The organism is Bacillus sp. Leaf49 (assembly GCF_001426125.1).
In the GTDB taxonomy this organism is placed as follows: Bacteria; Bacillota; Bacilli; order Bacillales; family Bacillaceae; genus Bacillus; species Bacillus altitudinis.
On the sequence record NZ_LMRK01000009.1, the window covers coordinates 1 to 26,160 of the forward strand.

Below are 26,160 nucleotides of genomic sequence, written 5' to 3' on the forward strand. Positions count from 1 at the left end.
AAAGCTAGGATAGGTGTGTGGGAGGCCTTTTTCATGTTTTTCCTTCAATCTCATCTATCATAATGATGGTGAAAATAAAAAAGATTGTAGAAAAACATGAGTTTCTCTACAATCTGAGGGCTAAACTCGGTTTAGCCCTTTTTGGTGTATCATCATTTATTCTGTTTTGGAGAACGTTAAGCCGATATGAGCAAGTGCCTGCGGTAAATCCTTACGAATGGTAATGTCTTTAAATGAAATATTCGATTGAATCGCACTCAGCGCAAGGTCTTGCTTAATTCCTGTTAAAACAGCTGAAATGCCTAAAAGTCTTAACGTTTGCGCATAGCTGACCAAGTATTGAATGCTTTGTTCATTGAGTCGTTTTGTCCCTGAAACATCAATGACCAAATGAGAGAGCGACAGCCTGTAGCTTTCCTGTAAAATGGTTTCTAAAATATGCTGCGCACGTGTCTCTTCGATATCACCAAGAAGAGGGAGCACGGCGACACCGTCAACAACAGGTACGATCGGTACAGATAATTGCTGAATCTGCCGATTGGCCTGGTCGAGTTCTAAGACGTAACTCAACAAAGATGCCATCGTTTCAAACATATGAACATGCTCTTCTGTAAATTGCTGCGGCCTTAGATCAAGTCCACAAATTGTTCCATAGTTCGTACCATCAGTAAAATCGATGGGAACCCCAATAAATGAGCCGCCTTGCAGCTGTTTCGTGACGTCTAAGTTTTTTGAACGCTCGTCCAAGCGGATATCAGGGATCAACAGCGTATCGCGATGATCGACCGCCAGCTTGCAAAATGTCTTCTCGTAAGGATTTTCTTCCCCTTCTTCAAGAAGCTGCTCGTCATGATTTAGCACCTTCACAATCTGATTGGTGTTTTGATCATTTTTAGCAATAAACAGTGTATTCACATGAATGAATTGACTCATCATGTTTAAAATACTTGTAGAAGCATCATGAAAATTGCGAAACTGTTTTAATAGTTGTTGACGAGGCATGGATTAGGACTCCTTGTAGCTCCGATCAATGGCCGGAACAATAGTTGATTTGTCTCTATCATACAAAATCAAACGAGAAATAGATATACTTTAATGCGCAAATCGTGCGAGATCAAAAAGACTGCCGATCCGGAGATCTGACAGTCTGCTGATTAAATGGAGACAGGCACCGTGGACATAGAGAAAAATTCCTCATATAAGGCTTGAACGGCTTCTTTTTCTTGAGCCGCTTTGACGCCAAACATCATGCTCACCTCTGAAGAGCCTTGGTTGATCATTTCAATATTCACTTTGGCTTTTGACAGCGCTTTTGCCGCTCTTGCTGTTGTACCAACATTATGACGCATCGCTTCTCCTACGACCATAATAAGCGAGAGGTTCCGTTCTAGAACCACTTCATCTGCATCAAGCACAAGCTTTAATCGGTCTAAAAGCTCTTGTTCAATCTGCTGCTCCTCCAGCTGATCCTGCCTTAAAATAATGGTCATATCATCAATGCCAGAAGGCACGTGTTCATACGTAAGTCCATATTCCTCTAACGTTTGCAACACCTTACGTCCAAAGCCCACTTCTCGGTTCATCAAATACTTACTGATATAAATACTGCAAAATCCATTGTCTGATGCGATTCCCACAACAGGGCCATTCGTATGATCCCGTTGATTTACAATTTTCGTGCCTTTGGCCGCTGGATTATTGGTGTTCTTAATCTGAACAGGAATGCCTGCCCGAAAGGCTGGAATAAGTGCCTCATCATGAAATACAGAAAAACCCGCATAGGACAGTTCACGCATTTCACGATACGTCAGCTCTGTGATTTCCTTTGGTTCATGAACGATCGTTGGATTGACGGCGTAGACTGCATCCACATCCGTAAAGTTTTCATACACATCTGCCTTCAGTCCATTTGCCAAAATGGAGCCGGTAATGTCTGATCCACTGCGGGAAAAAGTGACGATATCACCCGCTAGACTAAAACCGAAAAAGCCAGGGAACACAATGATGCCAGAGCGTTCTCTTAATTTGTACAAATGATCATACGATTCTGGAAGGACTTGCGCTTGACCAGGCTCGTCGCTGACAAATAGACCGGCTTCTTTTGGATTCACATAGTGCGCTTCGACGCCTTGATGCTGAAAGTAGGCTGCAATCAGCTTTGCGTTATTATCTTCACCGCTTGCTTTAATCGCATCAAGATAACGCTCAGGATGAGAAGAATCAGCCTGTAATAACGTGTTTACATCTTGCCGGATGGTGTCAATAATGTCATCACCTAACCCCAGCTCATCCGCAATCGAGGCATATCGCTCGATGACAGCTTCTTGTAAGTCGTGTGCTTCACCTAAACGTAAATATTGTTCACCGCAGCTAATTAATAGATCGGTGACCTTCGTATCCGTTGAATGCCGTTTTCCTGGTGCGGAAACAACGACTGCTTTTCGAGCTGGATCTGCTGTGACAATGTCAAATACCTTTTGCAGCTGCTTGCCAGAAGCAAGAGAACTGCCACCAAATTTAACGACCTTCAATGCATACATCTCCTATAGTAAAAATTTTCTCACAAATTGAATAGTTTCTATTATCAACTCTTTTCTTCAAATTATCAAGGTTTTTCTTCTCTGAATGAACAAATGTATTTTTGGGGAGGACGTTATGTGTGAATAGATGAAAAAAGAGCCGGCGATATGCCGAGCTCTTTGTCTTTATGAAGAAGAGGACGAAGAAGATAGCTCCTGCTTCATCACTTTGTTTTTACGTTTTTCTTTTAAGAAGAATGAAAGGACGAGTCCAATGACCGCAATAGCACCAGACACGATAAATGACGTATTCATGCCATGAACGGCTGACTTCATTGGATCGGATAATGCTGCATTGGCAGCAGAGCTGCTCATAATGGAGACAAGCACAGCCGTCCCGATAGAGCCGCCCATTTGTCTCATCGTATTATTCATTGCTGTCCCGTGCGGAATCAAATGCGGTGGTAACGAGTTAATACCGGCTGTTGTCAGCGGCATCATGATCATCCCAACCCCGATTAAGCGAAGCGTGTAGGCCACTGTAATGAGGGTAATCGATGAATCAAGGCTCAGCATCATAAATGGCAGGGAAGTGACAGCTAATATCGTAAACCCGCCTAGAGCCAGCCCTTTACCGCCTACTTTGTCAAAAATTCGTCCGATAATCGGTGATAGGAATCCCATAAAGAGAGCCCCTGGCAATAAGATCAGTCCTGTATCAAGGGCAGATAACCCTCTGACATTCTGCGTATAGAGCGGCAGAATCGTCTCTGTTCCAATCAGTAAAGCAAAGACGAGCATACCGAGGAAGGTCGTTAAGCTAAAGATTGCAAACTTAAAGACGCCAAACTCAAGCATCGGTCTTTTCAAATTCGACTGACGCAGGATAAAGAAGAACAAGCTCACAGCGCCGACAATGAGTGAAATCAGAACGGTCGCACTCGTCCAGCCATACGTTCCGACACTTGAAAATCCGTACAGCAGTCCGCCGAATCCGAAGGAAGACAGGATCACCGATAAGACATCGATACGAGTGTCTCTTTGCTGTGTGACATTTTTCATTAAGAAGAAAGCAAGAATGAGATCAATAATACCGATTGGAAGAACAATATAGAATAAGAACTTCCAGCTAAAGGAATCGACAATCCAGCCGCCAAGTGTTGGTCCAAGCGCCGGTGCGAATGAAATCACTAGTCCGACCATACCCATGGCTTGCCCGCGTTTTTCTTTTGGGAAAATGGTTAAAAAGATCGTTTGCATGAGCGGCATCAAAATCCCTGCGCCAGCTGCCTGCACGATACGTGCTGCAAGTAGCACCGGGAAATTCGTGGCGAACGAAGCAAGAATGGTACCTGCTGTAAAAATGCTAAGAGCCGTTAAGACTAAGGAACGGCTTGAAAATTTCTCAATTAAAAAGGCCGTAATTGGGATGAGAATCCCGTTTGTCAGCATAAAGGCTGTGGTCAGCCATTGGCCTTTACTGACATCGATATTGAATTCCTCCATGATATGCGGGATCGCTGGAATGAGAAGCGTTTGGTTTAAGATCGCAACGAACGCCCCAACGAGGAAAATCCCAACAATCACAGACCGGTTATACGATGTTGTTGATTGGTTCATATTATCCCTTCTTTATCTATAAAATAATGCTTTTCAGCTGTGACACGTTTTGAGATAAAACGCTGTGTTTGCCTAAATAATCAAGCAATGAGCTGATTAAAAAGGTTCTCGGTTGGTCCTTTGACAGTTCTTGACTCAGCAGTTCAAACGCAGAGAGGAGATCGTCCTTTTCTTCTCCATTTGAGAGTGTGTGAAGCTCTTGTTTCATCTTTGTTAAGTACGAGATGACAAGCTTTTCTTCATCATATTCTTCCTGTGTGGAAAGCAAATAAGAGTCCATCAGCTGATCTGTTAACACAGGCTCAATGGAGCAAGGCTTTATTGATACACGGTCCATCACACCGATGATCATTTCGGCGGCATTTTCTAATTGGATGTTCTTGTGCTCAATCGCCAACATCAAGATGAATTCTCTCATTAATCCGTTGAGGACAATCACAAGATCCCACACATAAGGCGCAACAGATTCACCATATGTGCTTAAAATGATGTCTCTGTGCCGCTGCATGATAATGGAGCGTGTCTCACGTAAATGCTTAATGACGATGGGCGAATGCTGTGAAAAAGCTTCAAAGGACAGCATATTCAAAAATTTATGATTCTCTTTAAACTCTTCAAGCTCAAGCTTAATCTTTTTTGTGAATTTTTCCTTTTTGGACAGCGTCGTTTCGGAATGAATGATCTGAGAAATCTCTCTCATTTTGCGCTGATTGTATTTAATCAGTTCCAATAGAAGAGCTTCCTTTGAATCAAACAGTTTATAAATAGACGCTTTTGATATTTTACAGGCATCAGCAATTGACTGCATGGAGACACTCATATAGCCTTTTTGAGAAAATAATTTCTTCGACACCCGCAAAATCTCTTCTTGCTTTTCGTTCATCTTCATAAGTCCTTTCCGAATCGGCAAAACCATATGGTCACAATGGAAACCGAGTGGTCACTTTTGCTATGATAACAAAACCAATGGCACATGACAAGAAAATGAACTTAAAAAAATACCTGTCCCAATGACAGGTATTTATCCTTCCGCATGTGCGGCATATATGTGGATCTGTCCGTTACGTTCGATGATCAAAAGGTCTTCCCGCTCCTTGACAGAGTAAATAGGTGTTCCTTTTTTCAACCGAGAAGCTGTTCCATGTTCAAAATGTGTGGCAGCTGTTTTCTGAATGACACCTACTTGCTGATGTTTTGTTACATTTAATGATTTTGTCCAATCTATGTTTGTTTCATAGATCGTTTCTTCCCATTGAAATAAATCTGCCTGTGGATCGAGAGCTAATAACTCTTCTGCACTAGGTGGTTTTGACTCAAATTGCTGAACAGATTGGCAGGCGCATAAGCTCGTTGCCAATAAGAGCATGAATAAGCAAGTCCATATTATACGTGTCAAATAAGGTTCTTCCCTTCAAAATAGTGTCTATGAGTCATAGTCGTTTCCAAAGGTTGTCGCGTTACAATGTCATAGGCGAGTAACGAGATTGTATGTTAGAACAAAATACGATACATTTATCGTATGAATAATCCAAATCATCCAACCCAAGAAAACATGAGACTCATTTCTGTGCTGCAAGCATTGGCTGACCCTGTTCGGCTGGAAATTGTCCGCTGCTTAGCAGAAGCGGGTGAGAGGACATGTGGTACGTATCATATGAACATTGCCAAATCCACGCTGTCGCATCACTTTAAAGTACTAAGAGAGGCAGGCATCGTGAAAGTGAGAATTGACGGGAAGCACCGTTACTACTCTCTCAGAAAGGATGACATTGATACCGCTTTTCCAGGCCTCTTGTCATCCGTATTAGCTGTAGACAAGGAGCGGTGGTAAGAGAATTTTGCATCAATAAATGACAAATCCCCAAGGCATTGTAACCTTGGGGATTTGTGATGCGTCTCGTGTAAAACGGAATTAGGCCATTGAATGATCCATAGACAGATGGATAATCTCATAAGTGTGAATTTGCTTCTCTATATTCACTGGCAATGAGTCTAGAAAAGAATATTTGACGCATTTCCATTTATCGGGGTTATATACGATGACTTCCCCCTTATTGTCGTTAAAATGGGAAAAGAGATGAGCGATATCTAGGTTTTCCAGGCAATCAGTAGGATGAATCGTCACATACTCTTCAAGAACGAATGTGCTACGATGAAAATCATCTGTTAAATGAACGGAATACGTGATGCCAATATTGATTTGTTTCCAGCCAAAAGAACGTAAAATATGATCAAATGACCCCTTAAACACAAAATCCGTCATGCCCTCAGATTGTTTCCAAATATACAATGGGCAATAGCCATTGTGTAAACTCCTATGTTTGTCTTTTTCAGTGATCAAATAAGCTTTAAATAATAAATCCTGATATCCATCTGTTTTCCATCCATTGTTTCGTACTCTTTTTCTAATGATATTCATATCATAATCTGCAGGCAGATCCACATGATATTGCATGGCATGCATAGAAACACTCCCTTTCAATAGCCATCATAATCGACTTCAAACCAGTTGAATAATACATATTTGTGTTATTGTTATCACAAAAAGTGATAGGTGATCATGTTGAATATAAATGATTTGATTATTTTTATAGAGGTGTATCAAAAAGAATCGATTAATCAAGCGGCTAAAGCTTTAGGGTATGCGCAATCCAATATTTCTCAAAGAATCAAAGCGCTTGAAACTTTATATGATGCAACATTTTTTATCCGGCATCATCATGGAATCAGTTCAACAGGACAGGGGGATTTATTTTATCAATACGCTCAAAAAATCGTAAAAGAAACGAAGGACATTCAACAAAAATTGACTTCAAAGAAAAAGACCGTTTTATGCTCTGAGCTTCTATTTACCGTTTTATACGAGCAGCATATTTTAGAGGATATTCAAGCCACTGATTTTATCATTGCTTCATCAAGTACGATCAACAAAAAATTAACAGAGGATGTGTATGATCAAATTATTTCTTTTAATCAAATGGAAAAAGCGGAATATCAATTAAAAGAGGTAAAGAGCTTGGCATTGAACGTATATGGAAAATCTAAAGAGATATACGATGATGATATTTCATTGGTCGTGAATCGTGATCAGCTTTGCCCATTAAGACATGAGGCCAGACGTATGCTGGGTGATCGAACCCTATTTGAGTTAGATTCGTTTGAAGGAATGATCAAAATCGTTGAATAGGGAGATGGTATTGCGTTACTTCCACCCAACTTAAAAAGCCTTCAAACACTCGTGAAATTGCTAGAAAAAAATATTCACATCAACTATTACGTTTATGAAAGAATGTGATCGTAACACTCCTCTGTGGGTTTAGTCCCGTCAAAGGAGCGCCACGATTCATCTACATGAGCTGTTTTATTTCCCATAAATCGAGTCATACAGGCGTTTCACCGCTGGCTTAATATCCTCTGGCCGCATATGAGAGAAACCGAGGACGAGTGGGACAAAACCTTCTTTGTGACCAGGCACATGCTCATCAAGGGTAAAACGGTCCATCCCGTACATTTTCAGCTTTCGATCTTTGGCACGTTGTAAAATCTCATGCTGCGTGCGGTTTGAACGGAACTCTGCGATAAAATGCAGCCCTGCATTTTCCCCGATAATCCTTACATTGTCACGAAAGACAGTATCGAGCTCTCCAATGAGTTGTTTTCGTTTTTCCTCATATAGCCCATTCATTCTTTTAATATGCCGCTGATAGGCGCCATCTTTTATAAAATAAAGAAGGGTGTATTGTGTAAAGAGATTGGCCGTTTGAATAAAAAAGTGCTGTTCTTCTTTATAGCGTCTTAATAAATGCTGTGGCAGCACCATGTAGCTGATCCTCAAGCCGGGCAGCAATGATTTCGAAAAGGTCCCCATATAAATGACTTTGTCATAGCGGTCAAGGCTCTGCAGCGCCGGTATGCTGTCTGTACCGTACTTAAATTCACTGTCATAATCGTCCTCAATGATATAGCGGTCTGGCTGATCAGCCGCCCAGTTTAACAGCTGTATCCGCCGGGAAATCGGCATGATCACCCCTGTTGGGAACTGATGAGAAGGCGTAATGATCAAGACATTTGGCTCTTTCTTCTGAATATCGCTCATCCGCACCCCTTTTCGATCAATGCCAATCGTTTCAATCCGGTGATGATTGTTTTTCAGCATTTGATACAGTCTGCGATAGCCGGGGTTTTCTAATCCATATATTTGATCAGCTGGAAGGATGCTAGATAATGAATGAATGAGTGACTGTGTACCCGCACTTAAAATGAGCTGTTCAGGGTAGCATTTGACCCCTCGTGCAAGTCCAATCAGCCGGGCAATCGTTTCCCGTAGTTCATAGACGCCTTGTGGGTGCGGCAGCTCACCAAAGGCTTCTTGGTGGAGATGAATCGCTTTTTGCTCACTTTTCAGCCAGCTTTTAAAAGGAAAATTGGCTGTATCAACAGAAATATGTGAAAAGGAATACCAGTCATCTCGCTCAATCGGATTCTCTTTTAAATCCGCTGGAAGGGAAGAGGGTTTCAGTTGACCTGATTCATGAAATGTTTCCAGTGATTCCACAAAAAAGCCTTTCCGTTCAACTGAATATAAATATCCCTCGGCAAGCAGCTGCTGATAGGCGCCATTCACTGAATTGACGCTGACGTTTAAATTATCTGCTAACTCTCGTTTAGACGGTAATTGATCGTGTGGTTGCAGGTTGCGGTTTAAAATTTCCTCTTTAATTTTTGTATAAATTTGATGATAAATAAACCCGTTTTCCCCTGTTTGATCTAGTTGAATTGTCAGCATCTCGTCATTCCATCCTCTCTGGTACCATGAAAAAAATGATATTGGTACTTTCTATCATACCAAAAAATATTCAGAATAATAAAAAAGACATAAAGGGGATGGATGACAATGAGTCAAACGACAACAAACCGTTTTTCAACAGAGGAATGGCAGGGGAAAAGAGATCAATACGTCGCAAGAGGCGTAAGTAATGGCAACCGTCATCTTGCAGCGAAAGGGAAGGGAGCCGAGCTTTTCGATATTGATGGCAATCGTTTTATCGATTTTGCAGGCGCCATCGGTACATTAAATGTAGGACACTCCCATCCAAAGGTTGTGGAAGCAGTCAAAGCACAGGCAGAGAGCCTGATTCACCCAGGATTTAATGTCATGATGTACGAATCCTATATCGAATTGGCAGAAAAACTATGCCACCTCACACCAGGCGACCACGACAAAAAAGCCATTTTCTTAAATTCAGGTGCAGAAGCAGTTGAAAACGCAGTGAAAATTGCCCGTAAATATACGAAAAGACAAGCGGTTGTCTCTTTTACAAGAGGGTTCCACGGAAGAACGAATATGACGATGAGCATGACAAGCAAGGTCAAGCCTTATAAATTTGGATTCGGACCATTTGCGTCAGAGGTGTATCAAGCGCCGTATCCTTATTACTATCAAAAACCTGAAGGATTAAGCGATGCAGCCTACGACGAATACATCATTGATCAGTTCAATCAATTCTTTGTCGCAACCGTTGCACCAGAAACAGTCGCTTGTGTGGTGATGGAGCCAGTCCAAGGGGAGGGCGGATTCATTGTACCATCGAAGCGTTTTGTCCAGCACGTCGCTTCATTCTGTCAGCAGCATGGAATCGTATTCGTGGCAGATGAGATCCAAACAGGATTCGCAAGAACAGGGAAATACTTTGCGATTGAACACTTCGATGTGGTGCCAGACTTAATCACTGTGTCAAAATCACTTGCAGCTGGCCTGCCGCTGAGCGGTGTTGTTGGCAGAAAAGAATTACTTGATGCAGCGGACCCAGGGGAGCTAGGGGGGACGTATGCTGGCAGTCCATTAGGCTGTGTGGCGGCTTTGGCTGTACTTGATATTATTGAAACAGAACAACTGAATGAACGATCTGAACACATTGGACAAGTCATTGAGGACAAAGCGAATGAGTGGAGAAGTCAGTATTCATTCATCGGGGAAGTCCGGCGATTAGGGGCAATGGCGGCCATTGAAATTGTGGAAGATCAAAAAACGCGTACACCAGATAAGAAGACAGCCGCAGCGATTGCAGCCTATGCAAACAAGCACGGACTACTCTTATTAACGGCAGGGATCAATGGGAATATTATTCGCTTTTTAACACCACTTGTCATCACAGATGAGCTGCTGCAAGAAGGACTAGGGATGATCGAAGACGCCTTCACAGCACGCTAAACAACAAAGGGGGATGGTTGTATGCAAAAACAACAAATGGCTAAAACCATGTCGCAGTCAGACGTACTGTTTTTATCCATTGGTGCAATGCTTGGCTGGGGCTGGGTTGTACTTTCGGGAGATTGGATTTTAACAGCTGGATTTTTAGGAAGTGTGATTGCCTTTGTCATAGGGGGCATTCTCGTCATCTTTATTGGACTAACGTATGCAGAGCTTTCCTCTGCGATTCCAGAAACAGGCGGAGGACTCGTCTTTGTCCAGCGGGCATTTGGGATCAAATCAGCGTTTGTCTCCGCATGGGGCGTATTGTTCGGTTATGTGTCCGTGATTACGTTTGAAGCGGTCGCACTTCCGACAGTCATTGACTATGTCATTCCAACACAGCATGTTGGTTTCCTATGGAATATAGGAGGATGGGATGTTTACTTTACATGGGTATTGATTGGATCAGGTGGTGCGCTGTTTTTAACAGCTCTGAACTACATTGGCGCAAAGCCTGCTGCCATTTTTCAATCGGTGTTCACAGTGGCCATTATCCTGACAGGTTTTCTTCTATTAGGCGGAGCTACATTTAATGGAGATTTTGCAAACCTTGAGCCGATGTTTCAAGGCGGGGTTGGCGGTCTGATGGCTGTGTTAGTGATGATTCCCTTTTTATTCGTTGGGTTTGATGTCATCCCGCAGGTAGCGGCGGAGATTAACGCACCGAAGAAAATCATCGGGAGAATTTTGATTATCTCCATTGTGAGTGCGGTTGTATTTTATCTACTCATTGTCTTTGGAGTAGCGGCAGGATTGTCAAAAGGTCAACTTGAGGCTTCATCACTAGCAACAGCAGATGCCATGGTACAGCTTCTTGGTCATCAGGCGTTTGGGACTGTGCTTGTCATTGGCGGTGTAGCAGGTATCGTAACGAGCTGGAATGCTTTTATCATTGGTGCAAGCCGTATCCTCTACGCAATGGCGGAAAGAGGCATGATTTCCAAATGGTTTGCGTATATTCATCCGAAGTATAAAACTCCGACAAATGCCATTTTGTTCTTAGGTGCATTGGCCTTTTTTGCACCATTACTAGGCCGACCTGCCCTCGTGTGGATTGTCAATGCAGGCGGTGTGGGCATCATCGTTGGGTATTTGATTGTGTCCATTGCCTTTATGAGACTTCGCAAGACAGAACCTGAGCTTGAGCGTCCATACCGCATTAAATATTGGCGGACGACCGGCGTTTTTGCCATTGGACTCAGTCTCCTTTTTCTTTCATTTTATTTTCCAGGGATGCCGGCTTCCTTGTCATGGCCAGCTGAATGGATTTTGCTTTTAGGTTGGGCACTCATTGGGTATATACTATATGTAATGAATCCAAGAACGAAGGAGAAGATAGAGCATGACAAACGAACTCAAAGTGTATAATCCTGCAACCGGAGAAGAAATTGCCTCAGTTGCTCAGCATACAAAAGAACAGATTGAAGATGCGATCACTCGCTCACACAAAGCATTCAAAACATGGGCAAAAACGTCAGCTCATGAACGTGCAAATATCATTCGCAAGTGGTTTGATCTCATGATCGAGCATAAAGAAAGGCTTGCAAAAATCATCACAGAAGAAAACGGGAAGCCGTATCAAGAAGCATTAGGGGAAATCGTCTATGCCGCTGGATATATTGAGTGGTACGCAGAGGAAGCAAAGCGGATTTACGGCAGAACGATCCCGTCTCATACGACAAACAAACGCCTATTTGTCACAAAGCAGCCAGTCGGTCCTGTTGCGGCCATTACACCGTGGAATTTCCCTGCGGCGATGATTACAAGGAAGGCGGCACCAGCGCTTGCGGCGGGCTGTACGTTTATCGTGAAACCTGCTGAAGACACGCCGCTTACGGCCATTGAGCTTGTGAAATTAGGCCATGAAGCCGGAATTCCAGAGGATGCCTTGCAATGGGTGATTGGAGATGGAAAAGAAGTGGGGGAAATCTTCACAGATAGTCCATTGATCCGCAAGATCACGTTTACTGGCTCAACACCAGTTGGAAAACATCTCATCAAAAACAGTGCGAGCACAGTGAAACACGTTTCTATGGAACTTGGCGGTCATGCCCCGCTGATCGTCGATAAGGACGCCAACCTTGAATTGGCTGTGAAACAAGCAGTGGCATCTAAATTCCGTAATGCAGGCCAGACCTGTGTTTGTGCCAACCGATTAATCGTCCATGAAGAAATTCATGAAGCATTTGCGCAAAGCTTTAGCAAAGAAGTGGAAAAGCTGAAAGTAGGAAATGGGTTTGAGGAAGGAACGTCCATCGGACCAATTATTAATAAGCGAGGCTTTAATAAAATTGTCGACCAAATTCAAGATGCTGTGGATAAAGGGGCGAAAGTTCTTGTCGGCGGCGATACACATTTTGACGAGGAGAAGTCGTATTATTTTGTTCAGCCGACGGTGCTAACTCATGTCGACCCTTCCATGAACATTATGCATGAAGAGACGTTTGGTCCAGTTGCACCAATTACGACATTTAGCACTTTAGATGAAGCCATTGAATTAGCAAATGATACACCTTTTGGACTTGCGGCTTATTTCTTTACAGAGAATTACCGCAATGGTCTCTATATATCTGAGAATCTAGATTACGGGATTATTGGCTGGAATGACGGGGGACCATCCGCCGTGCAGGCACCTTTCGGCGGTATGAAAGAGAGCGGTATTGGCCGTGAAGGCGGCATCGAAGGCATCGAACCTTATTTAGAAACGAAGTATGTGTCAATTGGTTTAGATGAATAACATGTGAAAAAGACTGTCCGAGAAGTCTCGGCAGTCTTTTTTATGTTAAACAGCCGGTGGGAAAAGTTGATCCACCGTTTCTTTTGTTTCTTTGAGAATCTCGTGGATGTCGTCTGCAGATGCTTGTTCCATGCTGCTGAACAAGAGCCGTTCGACTGGCTCAACGCCGATCAGATCGAAGGCGGCTGTATCTGTCGTCATCTGATGGCTGGGGGTGATGATCATATTTGAATCAAGAAAGGTCCTCGGTGCATCATGCGTATTAATAATGACCCCTTTTTTGTCTCGAAGCAGATTTTTCACCACTCCGTTTTCATTGATCTCATACGCAAACCCCTCTGAAAAAACGCGCTCTACATAACCCTTTAGCATCGCCGGCAAGCCTGTCCACCATATTGGAAAGATAAACGTGAGGACATCAGCTTGTTGAATCAGCTTCTGCTCTCTTTGAACCGGTACCGGCACATACCCATTTTTCATGGCAGCCTTTTCTGCTGTTGTCAGCTCTGGCGGAAAGCCAATGGCATACACATCACGAACTGTCACATCATGACCATTGTTCAAAAGAGTGCTTACAACAAGATCTAATAGGGTTTGATTTAAGCTTTGCTGGGGATGAGCAAATATGATTAGATGGTTCATCTCATAGCCTCCTAGGTGGTCATGTGTCTCATTATGGCATGCACGAGTATCCTATTCAATCCTATATTGGAAATGATAGGTTGGGAAAATAAAAAGCGACCGCTTGAAAAAACGATCGCTCATGTAAGGTTTATTTCTTTCTAAAAGTAAGTCCAAGTGCAATCAATGCCACAACTAAGGCTGCAATGGACAGACCAAGAACAAGTGGTGAAGAAGAAGCAGAGGCTGTTTCAGATGCCTTTTCTTCTTTTGGTTTTTCTTGACCATGTGAATCCGTTACGGTATTAGACGCAACAATGTTTGTGATCGAATGAGGCTTATCAGCGTCCTTGTCGCCAGTCCATTCAACTACTGTTCCATCCTTATAATATTGATACGCATCCCATGCCGCTTCGCCGGCTTTTTCAGGGTTTTTTGCGACAAACACGAATTGCTGGAACTGCCCAGCAAGAACACCATCGCCAGTTGCTTCCCAAGTGACTCTTGTGACTTTTCCGTTTTTCTCTTCAGTTGTTGTTTTCCAGCCAGGCACTGGCTCGTATTGCTGGAATTCTACGCCTTTAGGCATCGTGATGACAACCTTTGTTGTCGGACTGTCGCTTTCAGAAGGTACTTTTAACGTATAGGTTTCCCAAGCATTCGTTGCAGATGTATCAGGTTTGACTGTCACGTGTGCACTTACAGGAATCGCCAGTAAAAATGAAGCGAGAAGCATTGGTAATAAAGCTTTAACGTATTTTTTCATATCATATAAACTCCTTTTAGTTTCTTCTAATGAATGTCGTATCGATGTTGTCAAAAGAACCAGTTAACGCATGAATGTTAATTTTCCAAGTGCCTTTTTCATTTAGTAAGAGGTTTTCAGCCGAGAAGTGTCCATTCTTTAATCGTTTCAGCTGAAATTCGTTTGGCGTTTCATCACCGAACAAGGAGACTTTGTGGATCTTAGCTGTCACAGATTGAATGTCTGTGATCGTTTGTCCATCCTTCTTCGTAAATGCCACCTCGAACGTGTTTTTACCTGGAGCATTCGGGGTAATGCTCAAAGACACAAGGTCACGATGCTCCACCTGATTGGCTCCAAAGAATGGCTCTGGTGCAGGCGGCGGAGGGCTTGGGATATTGGTGAATACGGCTGTTAATAGTAAAATAGCGATCCCAATGATCCACTCTGCTCGTAAAGATACGTTTCGTTTCTGCTTCTTTTCCCATCTCAGCATCAAATAATGGACGAGCCCAAGGAGACCCATGATGATAAATAAACCAAGTTTGATTAAGAAGGTGCGTCCATAAGCTGATTGGAAAAGGGCATCAAATGATTGCAGAATAAAAATCGCATTCACAAACCCAGAAAACACAATCAGTCCAACTGAGAGCAGTGCCCACGGATGAAAAGCTGTCAGGGTGCTGCGTATGAGCGGCTGATCTTCATTCGGCAGTTTCTTCATCAAAAGAAGGACAATGGCTGTTAAGCCGCCGACCCAAATAGATGCAGAAACGAGATGAATGAAATCAAGTGACGTTGTCAGTATTTTATTATCTGTAGCGGCTGGATGACCGATTTGTGCTTTCAGCCAAAGGAGCACAGTGAAAATGAGCAGCGGGAACAGCCATACTCGAAAGGAAGTGAACATTCCTTTTTTCATCGCCACAATCGTCCAAATCATCAGAAGAACAAAGGACGCCATCAGCATCATCCACAGACTCCCACCCGAAGTCGACGCAATGGTTTCTTGTAAAAGCGATGGTTGAAATGCCCCTAAAAAGGACACGTCTGCCGCTGACTTAGTTTGAATCGGCAGCTGGAACAAGAGTGCTCCGCCCATCATGATCAATGAAACAGTTAAGAGTCGCTTCATTCGCCGAGCTAAAACGTCGGTTATGGGCGCTTTAAACCATAGAAGCCCAAATAAAATGGTTCCAAGAAATAAGCTAAATGACGTATACAGAAAGGCTTTGTCAATGGTTGAAGCCATATCAATGGATTCACTTGATTGTCCTTGATCTAATTGATCAAATCCTCCATCCGCTTTTCCGATACTAAACGGAATCATGCCAGACACAGAGTGCCCATCGGCTGATACTGCATTCCACTGAATGGTGTAAATGCCTTTTGGTAAATTCTTTTTTAAAGCTGCTTCCATGATCTTTTGCTCTTTGATGACCGTATCTCCTTGATCCACACGATCCCCTTTTGCATTGAACACCTTAATGGCATGAAATCCGCTTTCGATTCCTTCACTAAAGGTGATCGAGACTGCAGGAGGCTGCTGATCCAGCTCTTCATTTGCTACTGGATTTGAGCTCACCACATATGCATGAGCAAATGCTTCTTTTGGAATGAAAAATGAGAACATGAAGAGAAGCAGCAGAAGCCACTTACGATATTTCAACAATGTGAATAACCGCCTTTCTACCTATGAAAATGTCTCATGTATAAGAAAGAAAGCGGCAGTAAACTGTGAGTCACAGAAAAAACCGCTCTTTCTATTGTACCGCCCACTCTAAAAGGTAAACGAAACAAATAGCAAGATGGTTCACTTTTTCTGTGTCATGTCTTGTCTGCGCAGACGTTTCTTGAATGTTTGATCAATATAAGCCTATTCGATTTAAGTAGAGGAAACAAGAAGTGACCATTTGAAAGTTGTGAAATTCCAATGAATTTTCGAGAAAATGCCGGCTGATTCACCTTTTCAGCCACTATCTTCTATGATCTGAAAGAGAATTCACATCATTTTTCAATTTTGTCACACACTAAGTGACAAAGTGACATTTAGTTTCAATTGAAGGGAAAGTGAAAGCGTTTTACGATAGGTATAAGGGCTTCACTGACTCTTGTTCTTATATCTTTTGACCTATAAAGCCCGAAATAAAGGGAGAGAAGAAAGGGGTTTTCACAGATGCAGGAAAAAAGCGGATTACGCGTGAAAGTACAGCGCTTTGGAAGCTATTTAAGCGGCATGATTATGCCGAATATTGGTGCATTTATTGCATGGGGACTCATTACAGCTTTGTTCATTCCAAGTGGTTATCTTCCGAATGAGCAATTAGCTACACTCGTTGGACCGATGATTAACTACTTACTGCCGCTCTTAATTGGTTACACAGGCGGTAAACTCGTCTATGACCATCGAGGCGGAGTGCTTGGTGCTACAGCTACGATTGGGGTCATTGTTGGCTCAGACATTCCAATGTTTTTAGGTGCCATGATCATGGGGCCGCTGGGCGGTTATCTTATTAAGAAAATCGACCAGCTGTTTAAAGATCGAATCAGATCAGGTTTTGAAATGCTTGTGAATAACTTTACGGCAGGTATCCTCGGTGCCATTCTTGTTGCCATTGCATTCTATGCTATCGGCCCAGTGGTACTAGGTCTGAATAAAGCCCTTGCGGCAGGTGTAGATATCATTGTCAATGCTCATTTACTGCCACTAGCAAGTATCTTCATTGAACCTGCAAAAGTATTATTCTTAAACAACGCGATTAACCAAGGTATTTTAGGTCCATTAGGGGTCGAGCAAGCAGCGAAGACAGGGCAATCTGTTTTGTTCTTGCTTGAAACAAACCCAGGGCCAGGCTTAGGGGTTCTTCTTGCGTATATGTTCTTTGGAAAAGGAAATGCGAAACAGTCTGCACCAGGTGCCATTGTCATTCAGTTCTTAGGAGGAATCCATGAAATTTACTTCCCGTACATCTTAATGAAACCAAAACTTATTTTGGCTGTCATTGCAGGGGGAGCAAGTGGTGTCCTGACGTTCACATTATTAAATGCAGGATTAAAAGCTGTGCCGTCACCAGGAAGTATTATTGCGCTTATGCTGATGTCTCCAAAAGGCGGTCACCTTGCCGTTTTAGCAGGGGTTGTCGTAGCAGCTATCGTATCGTTCCTTGTTGCATCTGTCATTTTGAAAGCGTCTAAAGAAGTTGACGAAGACTTAACAGCAGCAACAGAAAAGATGCAGGACATGAAAGGCAAGAAAAGTGCAGCGGCCGCTGCTCTTACAGCACAAAATGAAAACGCTGAAGCAAACGAGCAAGCAACATCTCCAAGTGACGTCAATCCAGATGACGTGAATAAAATCATCTTTGCCTGCGATGCAGGGATGGGCTCAAGTGCAATGGGTGCGTCCATTCTGAAAAACAAAGTGAAAAAGGCAGAGCTTGATATCGATGTGACAAACACATCGATCAGCAACATCCCAGACGATGCGGATGTGGTCTTTACTCATAAAGATTTAACAGACAGAGCCAAGGCAAAGCTGCCAGGCGCTGTGCATATCTCAGTGGATAATTTCTTAAACAGCCCGAAATATGATGAGCTGATTGAGAAATTGAAAAAATAACATGACGAAACGGGTTGAGTCCAATTTTTCCTAATTGAACTCCCCGTTTTGGTTGTTTTCCTGATTTTTATTCTAAAAAAGGTGTGTGATCATGTATGAAACAAGTACTTTCTAAAGACAATATCTTTCTAAACGAACAAGCAGGTTCTAAAGAAGAGGCCATCAAAAAAGCAGGCGAAGTCCTCGTAGCAAACGGCTATGTCACAAGTGATTATGTCGACAAAATGTTTGAAAGAGAAGAGATCTCTTCTACATTTATGGGGAACGGCATTGCAATCCCTCATGGAACAGAGGATGCGAAAGCGGCTGTCCTTCATTCAGGGATTTCGATTATCCAAATTCCAGATGGTGTTGAATATGGTGAAGGAAATGTGGCGAAAGTCGTCTTTGGGATCGCTGGGAAAAACAACGAGCATCTTGATATTCTGTCTCAAATTGCGATTGTCTGTTCAGAAGAAGAAAATGTAGAACGGATCATTCATGCAAAGGATCAGGATGAACTGATCGCCATCTTTAACGAGGTGAACTAATATGAAGGCACTTCATTTTGGAGCAGGGAATATCGGCAGAGGGTTTATCGGATCTTTGTTAAAGACATCAGGCTTTGAGCTTGTCTTTACCGATGTGAATGAAGCGGTCATCAATGAGCTGAATGAAAGAGGAGAATACACGGTTGAACTGGCAGCACCAGGGCAGAAGCAAGAAGTAGTCGGGCCCGTATCAGCGATCAATTCTTCGCAAAATCCAGCAGCATTAACAGAGGCCGTTGCCACAGCCAATTTGATTACAACAGCTGTTGGACCAGCCGTATTGAAGATCATTGCCTCATCGATTGCTGAAGGATTAAAACAAAAAAAGCCAGACCATATCATCAACATCGTGGCATGTGAAAATATGATTGGGGGAAGTGCTCATTTAAAAGAAGCGGTGTTCTCTCATTTAACAGCAGATGAGCAAGCAGCGATATCACAAACCGTTGGCTTTCCAAACGCTGCGGTTGATCGCATTGTTCCGATTCAGCACCATGAGGACATTCTCAAAGTGTCAGTTGAACCATTTTTCGAGTGGGTCATTGATGAGACGGGCTTTATTGGAGATGTTCCGCAAATTGACGGAGCGACCTTTGTCCAAGATTTGACGCCGTATATTGAACGGAAGCTTTTCACCGTCAATACAGGACATGCACTAGCGGCTTATGTCGGGTATCAGCAAGGCGTAAAAACCATTAAAGAAGCTGTTGATACACCAGACATTCGTCAAGTTGTCGAAGGTGCCCTTCATGAAACGGGCAGTTATTTAATTGACGCGTATGGCTTCCAAAAAGAAGAACATGATGCGTACATTCAAAAAATCATCAAGCGATTTGAAAATGCGTTTATTTCCGATGAAGTGACTCGTGTCGCACGCTCTCCTCTTAGAAAGCTGGGAGCAGATGACCGTTTAATCGGTCCAGCGAAAAAGATCAAGCAGCCAGTGTACTTAATCAAAGGGATCGCTGCTGCTTTGGCTTACGACTTTGCAGAAGACGAAGAAGCGGTTCGCTTGCAGGCATTAAGGAAAGAAAAAGGCATTGAAGGTGTGCTTCAAGAGGTATGTGGACTCCAACCTGAAGACGATCTCTATCAAGCCATCCTCAAAGAAACCGAGCGATAATCAAAAGATCCCTTTCTAACGTGAAAGGGATTTTTTCTATGACTTTTTTAATACTTTCCCCTGCATGACGATATATGTAGTAAGGGGGAATTAGAACATGAAAAAGAAAGCGTTTGCTTCAAGGAGTGTCTTTTTTCAATTGATGTCAGCCATTATCGTTATTACAATTTTAACAGGCGGACTTGTAGGAACAACGGGGTATTTTTTAGCGAAAAATGTCTTAATTGATGCGGGGAAAGCAGATTTAAAACACATCGTAAATGGAGCGATGGCCACTCTTGAACAATTGAACGACCGTGTGGAGAACAAAGAACTGACGCTTGAACAGGCGCAGGAACAAGCCCGTATTTACTTGAGCGGGCCTAAAAATGACAACGGCAAAGGGTATCAATTTCAAAAATCAGATTTCATCTATAAAAATAAAGGCTACCTTGTCGCATATGGAGCCGATTATTCATCACAGGTTCATCCGATTAACGACATCGGCGTCATCCCAGATAACACGACAAATCGTCAAAAAATGGTCGCTGGAGCCACAGCAAAAGGCGAGGATGCACACTATATCACCTATATGGATAAAGACGATGCCACGGGGGAAGAAAAGCAAAAACTCGCTTATATGAACCAGTTTACACCGTGGAATTGGAGTATAGGGATCGCCGTATTTCAGGATGAATTTTATAAAGAACTAGAGCAGATGAAGCTCTATATTATTCTCATTACAGCAGGTGTCGCTCTTTTAAGTATGGGTGTCTTTTATTTGGCAGCCCGAGGAAAAGTGAGACTGCTCAAGCAAGTTACGGCTGCTTCAAAAGAAATTGCGGCGGGCAATATTGAACGCACCAGCTTAAAAGAAACCTCGGATGAAATTGGGCAGTTGGCAAAAGGCTTTAATCATATGTCAGGAGAGCTTAGAGCACTTGTGAGCGGTTTGCAGGAAACGAGCAGCCAGCTCGTCGAATCTGCGACAGATCTATCCGCCATCTCTGAAGAAACATCCGCTAGCAGTGAAGAAATTGGCCGAGCGATTGGAGATATCTCAACTGGGACCCTTCATCAAGCATCAGACCTTGAGGTAGCCAATCAACAAATGACTCAGTTCAATCAATCCATTGAAAACGTCAAAGAACAAAGCGACCAGATCAAACGAATTTCAGACCAGTCGAACCAATCTTCCCAGCAGGGTCAGCAAATTGTCCAGCAATTAAAACAATCAAATGAACAATCCATTCAGGCATCTCAAGGCATTCGATCAGGGATTGAGCAGTTAAGTACAAAAGTACAAGATATTTCTCAAATCACAGATACCATTGAAAGCATTTCAAATGAAACGAACTTACTGGCCCTGAATGCGAGCATTGAAGCAGCTCGTGCAGGAGAGCATGGCAAAGGATTCTCGGTTGTGGCGAGTGAAGTGCGGAATTTAGCTGAACAGACAAAGCAATCAGCTGTTCAAATCCAGCAGATGATTCAAGGCATTAAAGAAGAAACGACGGCTACAGCTGGCATGATGTCCAAAACAATGGATCGTTTTGCCGAGCTTGATGAAGCGGTTCACGCAACAGAACAAGAATTCAATTCCATCTCTACATCGATTTCACAAACCATCGTTGAAACAAATGCGATGGCAAAAGAGCTGAACACCTTACTAGAACAAAACGACCTCATCACAAAAGCGATGCATGGTGCAGCCCATATTTCTCAAGAAAATGCCGCAGCGATTGAAGAAATCACTGCATCTACAGACGAACAAGTCACCGCCATCTCCAATGTGGCGAAGGCAGCAGAAAGGCTCAATGAGCTAAGCATGCGATTGAATCAAGATATTGCACGTTATCGTTTATAATGTATGGTCAAACGGACGTCGAGAAGTCGATGTCCGTTTTTTTATTTAGACGACTTTCGTCCGTGTTGCCCGTCGCTTTTGATTTGTTTGGTACGTTCGATAGGCTTTCCAAGCATTGGCACATAAAAGCCCTGTGAGTAAGTAAGATAAGCTGTTAAATAAATAGAAGTCCACACACGAAACGACAGCACAGAGGATACCAAAGATGATTTGATCACGATTCTTTGCTGGTGAAGTAGGTGGATCAGTCAACATAAAGAACGCAAGAAACAAGACAGCATTCAAGTAGGGCGTCATAAAAGCAGATGAAGCATCCGTTAAGCCAATGAATCCCAATATGAGGTGGATCAGGCCGTATGCTGCTAGAAAGGCGAAAACTTGCGGGAATTTTTGTACGCGGCTGGTCACCAAATAACCGCCGACCACCACAAGGAATAGGGTCCACCAAGGTAGAAGAGACATACCGCCCCACCAGCTTTGATTGGAAGAAAATAAAATGACTGAGAGCCATAAACCAAACGCAGCTGGATTCAAAATCGGTTTCTTTTGATAAGTGATGACATGCTTAGATAAAATGGCTGCTACGGCTGTGAAAACAGAAACAGCAAAAGAAGTAGCTGGACTTAGAACAATGCCAATAATCAGCCCTGTGAGAAGAGCTCCATCAGGGAATGTGTGTTTATTGTTTTTCCAAATCACTCTTGAGATGAAAGAGTCAAGAATTAGTGCTGTCCCGATGCTGGTAGCAACTGTAGCGAGACCACTAAGAAAACCAGCGTGCAGACTCCCGGCGGCTAAAAGAACCAAAAGAATGGCAATGACATACCGTTTTGGTGTCCGAATGTAGGCTTTTAGTGAGGGTGATGGTTTCAAAAATGTTTGGTTTGTGATAGGTGCTGGTTGTGATTCCATGAGTGAACCTCCTTCATCTCCGGTGTTACGATCATATCAGCGGTTTGATCTACCATCACGGCAGGTATTTCATGTTCGGCTAAAAAAGAATAACCTCCTTCTCTACCTAATAAAAAAGCAGCTGTGGATAGACTATCGGCGAGCATACCGAGTGGTGCAATGACGGTACAGCTTAACAAACTTTGTTCAGACTGTTTCGTTTGAGGGTGTATCAAATGGTGCGTATGAGGATCATAACGACTGATCCGTTCATAGCTTCCAGATGTACAAATCGCACAATTAGTCGTTTGAATGACCGAGATGTTGGTCTGTTTGTGAATGGGATGCCGAATCCCGATTGTCCACTCTTCTTGTTGTTCGTTAAATCCAGATACCAACACATCCCCACCAGCATTCATCATAAAGCCTTCCCATGCTTCAAGCTCTTTTGCGGCAAGATCGCACGCAAATCCCTTTGCAATAGAACCGAAATCCAAAATCAGCGGTTTGTTCAAATAAATTGTCCGATTCTTCTCGTTTAACTGGACGTCACGGTAATGAACAGCTGTATGTGGTACGTCATGTGATGAAAAAGTTTGTCCTGTCGTATATAAACGATCGAATCCTTTTTGTTCCATGATTTTTCCGATGGTTGGATCATACTTGCCATTTGTTAACTCGGCTAACTCTAGCGCATAGGCTGTTAAATCGAAAAGCATTTCACTGACTAATACCTCTTGCTTTGAAAGATTGGCTAACTTCATGACTTCAGAATCAGAGCGGAAACGGCTAAAACGATGCTCGATATCGTAAAAAATGGAAAAGGCACGGTTGATGTCCTCTAAAACAGCCCGTCGATCTTCTTCATAGGCAACCACTTGAATATTGATAACAGTTCCCATAGCCAGCATGGATTTTTGAAAAGTAATGAGTTTTTGTTGTCCTAACCATTTCATCTTGGTGTCTCCTCTCTATGCCTTTGCCTGCTCTAAAGCCTGAGCAACGGCTGTTTCAAAATCCTGAGTACTTAATGTTGCGCCGCTCACCGTATCTACATCAGCACTTTGTCTGATGACCACTTCATTGGGTAATGATGAAATGGAGCTTTGTCCGTATCTAGTGTTATCACTCGTAATCTCGACAGAAGTGATATTTCCTTGTTTGATGGTAACAGATACACTAATAGAGCCAATCTCATTTGATCCAGTACCAGAGAAAGTACCATCCGTGAGTTCAGTTTCTGAAGTGGTATCTTCTGTTTGAGTGGCGGTAGTATCTGATGTGAGAGATGTATGATTTGAAGAAGCGTCTGCTTGTGTATTTGATTGTGCTGTCTGAACGGCTTGTGCGTGATGGGTAGTTGCATAACCAGTGATGTATAAGCTGCTGATAGCTGCGGTGCAAAGACTAATCATTTTCTTATTTATTTTTGCCATGATGTATCCTACCTCCTATTACGATCTACTATATAGAAGAAATTTGAACAAACCATGAACAAGAAAAGAACGATTTTAGATAATAGGCAATAAGAATCAAGATATTACACGTTATCGTTTATTTTTGACTGTGGTTCATTTATCAGGTAGGATGAAATGAATCTAAACCTTGCTCACGCAATCAAAAAGGAGTGTTTCGTCCATGAAAAAGAAAATATTGATGTTCTTACCTTGTGGCTACGGATACTCCACTGCTGTTTTCTTTTAGGATAGACAAAAATTGGTGAAGTCTGTCTACAGGAAGAAAAACACGCAGAAAAATCATAGTGAGTGAGGGATTTACATGGAACAAATCACGAGAAAAAACCCAGAAAGTATGCCGAAACCCGTTGGCAACTACAGTCATATTACTAGGGTGCCAAAGGGTGCGGGGTTATTTGTGACATCAGGTCAAGTAGGGACAGGAGCGGATGGACAGATCCCATCAAGCTTAAACGACCAAGTCACCAATACGTTTGAAAATATAAAGAGAATCCTTGCATCAGAAGGGTTGAATGAAGAACACGTCATCAAAGTCAATATTTGGGCAACAGAAGAAATTGATTGGGATCATCTATACCCACAGTGGGATGCAATCTTCAAAACGGCATATCCATCAATGACCGTTGCCTATGTGACTGCATTAGGGTGGCCAGAGCTGAAAATCGAAATAGAGCTATGGTGTGCCGATATTTAATCAAAAAAAGAACAGTGCAAACTGTTCTTTTTTTTGGTGAGTATTTATGAAACAGCTTTGAATCGCTTTGTAATGAATGCACCGAGAAATGCACAGACTGTGTAAATGATGACCCAAATGAGAAAAGATTCATTTCCACCAATAGAGGTGAACATCAGAATCACACTCGCAACCAGCACAATCAATGTAGGAAACCAAATGTTCTTTAAAAACAATGTGCCGAAAATACCAATCAGCACAGAGATCATAGGGAAACCAAATACAACGAATAAGACAAAAACAGCCATGTTAATTACTCCTTTGAACCAAATTAACTATTTACATAAAAACATATAACAGTGCTACACCCATATGCGGAAGGGCAAAGATGATGAAAAGAAAAGCCGTATCAAGACGAAACATCCGGTGTTCTTTTGTTTCAGAGTGATAGGCCGCTCGTGCCTCTTCCCCGTTGGTCCATGCACCCATAAGAAATCCAGATGCAACGAACGCAATAATAGAGATTCCACCACTGACGAATCCAATCCATTCATGGTGCTGTAATATGAGCGCCGCACTGCAAATCACCAGCATGGAGCAAACACCAGCAAAAAAAGCATGTTTCTTTCTCATTATGCTTCACTCCTTCAGACAGCTATTAGGAGACCGCATCACATATTTCAATGAAATGTCCATCAGGATCAGACACATAACTGACCGTTTGTCCCCACGGCTTCTTGGCAGGTTCCTTGATGACATGTACTCCTTTTTCCTTCAAGGACGCAATTGTTTCATTCACATCATCCACAACAAAGCCAATCTCAAACGTTTGTGACGAGCTAACTGCCTCTGGAACAGGCAGACCAAGTGACTCTTTCACATCTTGGCGTGAATTAATCGATAAGGTCACTTCTCCTGTATCAAACTCAACATAGGATTCAACTCTTAATTTAATCGGGAAACCGAGGATATGATGGTAGAACTGAATACTTGCTTCAACATCGTTTACATATAGAATGGTATATTTCATTTTCATGTGGAAAGTTCCTCTCTTCATATACGTGTCAAAACCGGAAAGGTTTCCCACTCATTTTACCACATAGGCAATAAGATTCATTTAATTCCAAAAAAACCAATATTTCTACCTCAATCGTCTTGAAAAACAAAATGTGGTGACATATGATAAAAATGTAAAATCAGAAAAAATAGGGGGGACTTACATGTTGAAAAAAATCATGGTGGCTGTCATATCTTTCGGTCTTTTACTTAGCTTTACACAAGTTGACACTCACACAGCGGATGCAAAAACAGTCAAGTACAAAAACTGCAAAGCACTCAACAAAGTGTATAAAGGCGGCGTGGCAAAAAGCAAAAATACGAAAAACAAAGGTGGAAAAACGAAGTACAAGCCTTATGTATCAAAAGCACTTTACTTAAAAAATAAACACCTTGACCGTGATAAAGACGGCATTGCATGTGAACGTTAAGAAGAAGAAAAAAGACCT

27 protein-coding genes are annotated in these 26,160 nt (G+C 42.6%); 11 read left to right on the forward strand and 16 right to left on the reverse strand.

The window, feature by feature from the left end:
* Positions 1–156 precede the first annotated feature (156 nt).
* The 5 genes from ASG46_RS06085 to ASG46_RS06105 form a co-directional block, all read right to left on the reverse strand.
* Positions 157–1,002 carry a GAF domain-containing protein gene (locus tag ASG46_RS06085; protein WP_008347249.1) on the reverse strand — a complete coding sequence of 282 codons (846 nt, stop codon included), beginning with the start codon at positions 1,000–1,002 and terminating at the stop codon, positions 157–159.
* 152 nt (positions 1,003–1,154) lie between these two features.
* Positions 1,155–2,531, reverse strand: coding sequence for an aspartate kinase (locus ASG46_RS06090; RefSeq protein ID WP_019743158.1), 1,377 nt, complete (start codon positions 2,529–2,531; stop codon positions 1,155–1,157).
* A gap of 174 nt (positions 2,532–2,705) precedes the next feature.
* Positions 2,706–4,139 (reverse strand): MDR family MFS transporter, encoded by a 1,434-nt coding sequence (locus ASG46_RS06095; protein ID WP_007498149.1) that lies wholly within the window; start codon positions 4,137–4,139, stop codon positions 2,706–2,708.
* Positions 4,140–4,155: 16 nt separating this feature from the next.
* The gene (locus ASG46_RS06100; RefSeq protein ID WP_224559208.1) at positions 4,156–5,022 is read right to left on the reverse strand and encodes a TetR/AcrR family transcriptional regulator; all 867 of its coding nucleotides are present in this window, start codon (positions 5,020–5,022) and stop codon (positions 4,156–4,158) included.
* 138 nt (positions 5,023–5,160) lie between these two features.
* Positions 5,161–5,535: a hypothetical protein gene (locus tag ASG46_RS06105; RefSeq protein WP_056703693.1), complete on the reverse strand. Its 375-nt coding sequence runs from the start codon at positions 5,533–5,535 to the stop codon at positions 5,161–5,163.
* Positions 5,536–5,658: 123 nt separating this feature from the next.
* Between ASG46_RS06105 and ASG46_RS06110 the strand changes: the two genes are divergently transcribed.
* A complete protein-coding gene (locus ASG46_RS06110) occupies positions 5,659–5,970 on the forward strand; it encodes an ArsR/SmtB family transcription factor (RefSeq protein ID WP_007498144.1) in 312 nt (103 codons plus the stop codon).
* An 81-nt stretch (positions 5,971–6,051) separates the two neighbouring features.
* On the opposite strand, the gene ASG46_RS06115 is transcribed toward ASG46_RS06110, so the two are convergent.
* Positions 6,052–6,603, reverse strand: coding sequence for a DUF4865 family protein (locus ASG46_RS06115; protein ID WP_024720198.1), 552 nt, complete (start codon positions 6,601–6,603; stop codon positions 6,052–6,054).
* Positions 6,604–6,699: 96 nt separating this feature from the next.
* Here ASG46_RS06115 and ASG46_RS06120 point away from each other — a divergent pair, with 96 nt between their 5' ends.
* A complete protein-coding gene (locus ASG46_RS06120) occupies positions 6,700–7,326 on the forward strand; it encodes a LysR family transcriptional regulator (protein WP_235562217.1) in 627 nt (208 codons plus the stop codon).
* Between the two features lie 174 nt (positions 7,327–7,500).
* Here the strand turns inward: ASG46_RS06120 and gabR are convergent, their stop codons facing one another.
* Positions 7,501–8,925 (reverse strand): MocR-like transcriptional regulator GabR, encoded by a 1,425-nt coding sequence (gene gabR, locus ASG46_RS06125; protein WP_056703694.1) that lies wholly within the window; start codon positions 8,923–8,925, stop codon positions 7,501–7,503.
* 108 nt (positions 8,926–9,033) lie between these two features.
* Between gabR and gabT the strand changes: the two genes are divergently transcribed.
* The 3 genes from gabT to ASG46_RS06140 are packed head-to-tail and all read left to right on the forward strand — an operon-like array spanning position 9,034 to position 13,129.
* Positions 9,034–10,350 carry a 4-aminobutyrate--2-oxoglutarate transaminase gene (gene gabT, locus ASG46_RS06130; RefSeq protein WP_056703697.1) on the forward strand — a complete coding sequence of 439 codons (1,317 nt, stop codon included), beginning with the start codon at positions 9,034–9,036 and terminating at the stop codon, positions 10,348–10,350.
* A 21-nt stretch (positions 10,351–10,371) separates the two neighbouring features.
* Positions 10,372–11,760, forward strand: coding sequence for an APC family permease (locus ASG46_RS06135; protein ID WP_039166214.1), 1,389 nt, complete (start codon positions 10,372–10,374; stop codon positions 11,758–11,760).
* Entirely contained in the window at positions 11,735–13,129 is a 1,395-nt protein-coding gene (locus ASG46_RS06140; RefSeq protein WP_056703700.1) for an NAD-dependent succinate-semialdehyde dehydrogenase, read from the forward strand. The genes ASG46_RS06135 and ASG46_RS06140 overlap by 26 nt, the downstream gene beginning before the upstream one ends.
* 45 nt (positions 13,130–13,174) lie before the next feature.
* Here the strand turns inward: ASG46_RS06140 and ASG46_RS06145 are convergent, their stop codons facing one another.
* The 3 genes from ASG46_RS06145 to ASG46_RS06155 all read right to left on the reverse strand — a co-directional run bounded on the left by ASG46_RS06145 (position 13,175) and on the right by ASG46_RS06155 (position 16,167).
* The gene (locus ASG46_RS06145) at positions 13,175–13,771 is read right to left on the reverse strand and encodes an NAD(P)H-dependent oxidoreductase (RefSeq protein ID WP_056703704.1); all 597 of its coding nucleotides are present in this window, start codon (positions 13,769–13,771) and stop codon (positions 13,175–13,177) included.
* Positions 13,772–13,901: 130 nt separating this feature from the next.
* The gene (locus ASG46_RS06150; RefSeq protein WP_056703706.1) at positions 13,902–14,516 is read right to left on the reverse strand and encodes a YcnI family copper-binding membrane protein; all 615 of its coding nucleotides are present in this window, start codon (positions 14,514–14,516) and stop codon (positions 13,902–13,904) included.
* Between the two features lie 16 nt (positions 14,517–14,532).
* The gene (locus ASG46_RS06155) at positions 14,533–16,167 is read right to left on the reverse strand and encodes a copper resistance CopC/CopD family protein (RefSeq protein ID WP_045035020.1); all 1,635 of its coding nucleotides are present in this window, start codon (positions 16,165–16,167) and stop codon (positions 14,533–14,535) included.
* Between the two features lie 504 nt (positions 16,168–16,671).
* Here ASG46_RS06155 and ASG46_RS06160 point away from each other — a divergent pair.
* The 4 genes from ASG46_RS06160 to ASG46_RS06175 all read left to right on the forward strand — a co-directional run bounded on the left by ASG46_RS06160 (position 16,672) and on the right by ASG46_RS06175 (position 21,613).
* Complete coding sequence (locus ASG46_RS06160; protein ID WP_056703710.1) at positions 16,672–18,114, forward strand: PTS mannitol transporter subunit IICB; 1,443 nt, start codon at positions 16,672–16,674, stop codon at positions 18,112–18,114.
* Positions 18,115–18,209: 95 nt separating this feature from the next.
* Positions 18,210–18,644: a PTS sugar transporter subunit IIA gene (locus ASG46_RS06165; RefSeq protein WP_019743148.1), complete on the forward strand. Its 435-nt coding sequence runs from the start codon at positions 18,210–18,212 to the stop codon at positions 18,642–18,644.
* 1 nt (position 18,645) lies between these two features.
* The gene (locus ASG46_RS06170; protein WP_056703712.1) at positions 18,646–19,767 is read left to right on the forward strand and encodes a mannitol-1-phosphate 5-dehydrogenase; all 1,122 of its coding nucleotides are present in this window, start codon (positions 18,646–18,648) and stop codon (positions 19,765–19,767) included.
* Positions 19,768–19,864: 97 nt separating this feature from the next.
* Positions 19,865–21,613: a methyl-accepting chemotaxis protein gene (locus ASG46_RS06175; RefSeq protein WP_041508265.1), complete on the forward strand. Its 1,749-nt coding sequence runs from the start codon at positions 19,865–19,867 to the stop codon at positions 21,611–21,613.
* Positions 21,614–21,658: 45 nt separating this feature from the next.
* Here the strand turns inward: ASG46_RS06175 and ASG46_RS06180 are convergent, their stop codons facing one another.
* From ASG46_RS06180 to ASG46_RS06190, 3 genes are read right to left on the reverse strand one after another with little or no spacing between them, the layout of a single operon-like run.
* Positions 21,659–22,525, reverse strand: a complete 867-nt coding sequence (locus tag ASG46_RS06180; protein WP_056703715.1) for an RnfABCDGE type electron transport complex subunit D — start codon at positions 22,523–22,525, stop codon at positions 21,659–21,661.
* The gene (locus ASG46_RS06185; protein WP_041508267.1) at positions 22,483–23,460 is read right to left on the reverse strand and encodes an FAD:protein FMN transferase; all 978 of its coding nucleotides are present in this window, start codon (positions 23,458–23,460) and stop codon (positions 22,483–22,485) included. Before ASG46_RS06185 ends, ASG46_RS06180 begins: the two co-directional genes overlap by 43 nt.
* A gap of 15 nt (positions 23,461–23,475) precedes the next feature.
* The gene (locus tag ASG46_RS06190) at positions 23,476–23,940 is read right to left on the reverse strand and encodes an FMN-binding protein (protein ID WP_041508268.1); all 465 of its coding nucleotides are present in this window, start codon (positions 23,938–23,940) and stop codon (positions 23,476–23,478) included.
* 343 nt (positions 23,941–24,283) lie between these two features.
* On the opposite strand from ASG46_RS06190, the gene ASG46_RS06195 reads away from it, so the two are divergent.
* Positions 24,284–24,676, forward strand: a complete 393-nt coding sequence (locus ASG46_RS06195) for a RidA family protein (RefSeq protein ID WP_039166189.1) — start codon at positions 24,284–24,286, stop codon at positions 24,674–24,676.
* 44 nt (positions 24,677–24,720) lie between these two features.
* Here ASG46_RS06195 and ASG46_RS06200 read toward each other — a convergent pair whose 3' ends face one another.
* Genes ASG46_RS06200 through ASG46_RS06210 form a run of 3 tightly spaced genes read right to left on the reverse strand, consistent with a single transcriptional unit; the run spans position 24,721 to position 25,691 of the window.
* Positions 24,721–24,963 (reverse strand): DUF2651 family protein, encoded by a 243-nt coding sequence (locus ASG46_RS06200; RefSeq protein WP_017358500.1) that lies wholly within the window; start codon positions 24,961–24,963, stop codon positions 24,721–24,723.
* 31 nt (positions 24,964–24,994) lie between these two features.
* Positions 24,995–25,288, reverse strand: coding sequence for a DUF5316 family protein (locus ASG46_RS06205; protein WP_041508271.1), 294 nt, complete (start codon positions 25,286–25,288; stop codon positions 24,995–24,997).
* Positions 25,289–25,313: 25 nt separating this feature from the next.
* Positions 25,314–25,691 carry a VOC family protein gene (locus tag ASG46_RS06210; protein WP_041508272.1) on the reverse strand — a complete coding sequence of 126 codons (378 nt, stop codon included), beginning with the start codon at positions 25,689–25,691 and terminating at the stop codon, positions 25,314–25,316.
* 199 nt (positions 25,692–25,890) lie between these two features.
* Here ASG46_RS06210 and ASG46_RS06215 point away from each other — a divergent pair, with 199 nt between their 5' ends.
* A complete protein-coding gene (locus ASG46_RS06215; RefSeq protein WP_370539175.1) occupies positions 25,891–26,142 on the forward strand; it encodes an excalibur calcium-binding domain-containing protein in 252 nt (83 codons plus the stop codon).
* The last annotated feature ends 18 nt before the right edge of the window (positions 26,143–26,160 follow it).

What these genes read in the sequence shown, in the direction of transcription:
- ASG46_RS06195 (WP_039166189.1), top strand. Translation starts at nt 24,284, where the DNA reads ATGGAACAAATCACGAGAAAAAACCCAGAAAGTATGCCGAAACCCGTT.
- ASG46_RS06175 (WP_041508265.1), top strand. Translation starts at nt 19,865, where the DNA reads ATGAAAAAGAAAGCGTTTGCTTCAAGGAGTGTCTTTTTTCAATTGATG.
- ASG46_RS06210 (WP_041508272.1), bottom strand. Translation starts at nt 25,691, where the DNA reads ATGAAAATGAAATATACCATTCTATATGTAAACGATGTTGAAGCAAGT.
- ASG46_RS06165 (WP_019743148.1), top strand. Translation starts at nt 18,210, where the DNA reads ATGAAACAAGTACTTTCTAAAGACAATATCTTTCTAAACGAACAAGCA.
- ASG46_RS06160 (WP_056703710.1), top strand. Translation starts at nt 16,672, where the DNA reads ATGCAGGAAAAAAGCGGATTACGCGTGAAAGTACAGCGCTTTGGAAGC.
- ASG46_RS06190 (WP_041508268.1), bottom strand. Translation starts at nt 23,940, where the DNA reads ATGGCAAAAATAAATAAGAAAATGATTAGTCTTTGCACCGCAGCTATC.
- gabR (WP_056703694.1), bottom strand. Translation starts at nt 8,925, where the DNA reads ATGCTGACAATTCAACTAGATCAAACAGGGGAAAACGGGTTTATTTAT.
- ASG46_RS06120 (WP_235562217.1), top strand. Translation starts at nt 6,700, where the DNA reads ATGTTGAATATAAATGATTTGATTATTTTTATAGAGGTGTATCAAAAA.
- ASG46_RS06095 (WP_007498149.1), bottom strand. Translation starts at nt 4,139, where the DNA reads ATGAACCAATCAACAACATCGTATAACCGGTCTGTGATTGTTGGGATT.
- ASG46_RS06180 (WP_056703715.1), bottom strand. Translation starts at nt 22,525, where the DNA reads ATGGAATCACAACCAGCACCTATCACAAACCAAACATTTTTGAAACCA.
- ASG46_RS06135 (WP_039166214.1), top strand. Translation starts at nt 10,372, where the DNA reads ATGCAAAAACAACAAATGGCTAAAACCATGTCGCAGTCAGACGTACTG.
- ASG46_RS06205 (WP_041508271.1), bottom strand. Translation starts at nt 25,288, where the DNA reads ATGAGAAAGAAACATGCTTTTTTTGCTGGTGTTTGCTCCATGCTGGTG.
- ASG46_RS06170 (WP_056703712.1), top strand. Translation starts at nt 18,646, where the DNA reads ATGAAGGCACTTCATTTTGGAGCAGGGAATATCGGCAGAGGGTTTATC.
- ASG46_RS06085 (WP_008347249.1), bottom strand. Translation starts at nt 1,002, where the DNA reads ATGCCTCGTCAACAACTATTAAAACAGTTTCGCAATTTTCATGATGCT.
- gabT (WP_056703697.1), top strand. Translation starts at nt 9,034, where the DNA reads ATGAGTCAAACGACAACAAACCGTTTTTCAACAGAGGAATGGCAGGGG.
- ASG46_RS06215 (WP_370539175.1), top strand. Translation starts at nt 25,891, where the DNA reads ATGGTGGCTGTCATATCTTTCGGTCTTTTACTTAGCTTTACACAAGTT.
- ASG46_RS06115 (WP_024720198.1), bottom strand. Translation starts at nt 6,603, where the DNA reads ATGCATGCCATGCAATATCATGTGGATCTGCCTGCAGATTATGATATG.
- ASG46_RS06110 (WP_007498144.1), top strand. Translation starts at nt 5,659, where the DNA reads ATGAATAATCCAAATCATCCAACCCAAGAAAACATGAGACTCATTTCT.
- ASG46_RS06140 (WP_056703700.1), top strand. Translation starts at nt 11,735, where the DNA reads ATGACAAACGAACTCAAAGTGTATAATCCTGCAACCGGAGAAGAAATT.
- ASG46_RS06150 (WP_056703706.1), bottom strand. Translation starts at nt 14,516, where the DNA reads ATGAAAAAATACGTTAAAGCTTTATTACCAATGCTTCTCGCTTCATTT.
- ASG46_RS06185 (WP_041508267.1), bottom strand. Translation starts at nt 23,460, where the DNA reads ATGAAATGGTTAGGACAACAAAAACTCATTACTTTTCAAAAATCCATG.
- ASG46_RS06145 (WP_056703704.1), bottom strand. Translation starts at nt 13,771, where the DNA reads ATGAACCATCTAATCATATTTGCTCATCCCCAGCAAAGCTTAAATCAA.
- ASG46_RS06100 (WP_224559208.1), bottom strand. Translation starts at nt 5,022, where the DNA reads ATGAACGAAAAGCAAGAAGAGATTTTGCGGGTGTCGAAGAAATTATTT.
- ASG46_RS06200 (WP_017358500.1), bottom strand. Translation starts at nt 24,963, where the DNA reads ATGGCTGTTTTTGTCTTATTCGTTGTATTTGGTTTCCCTATGATCTCT.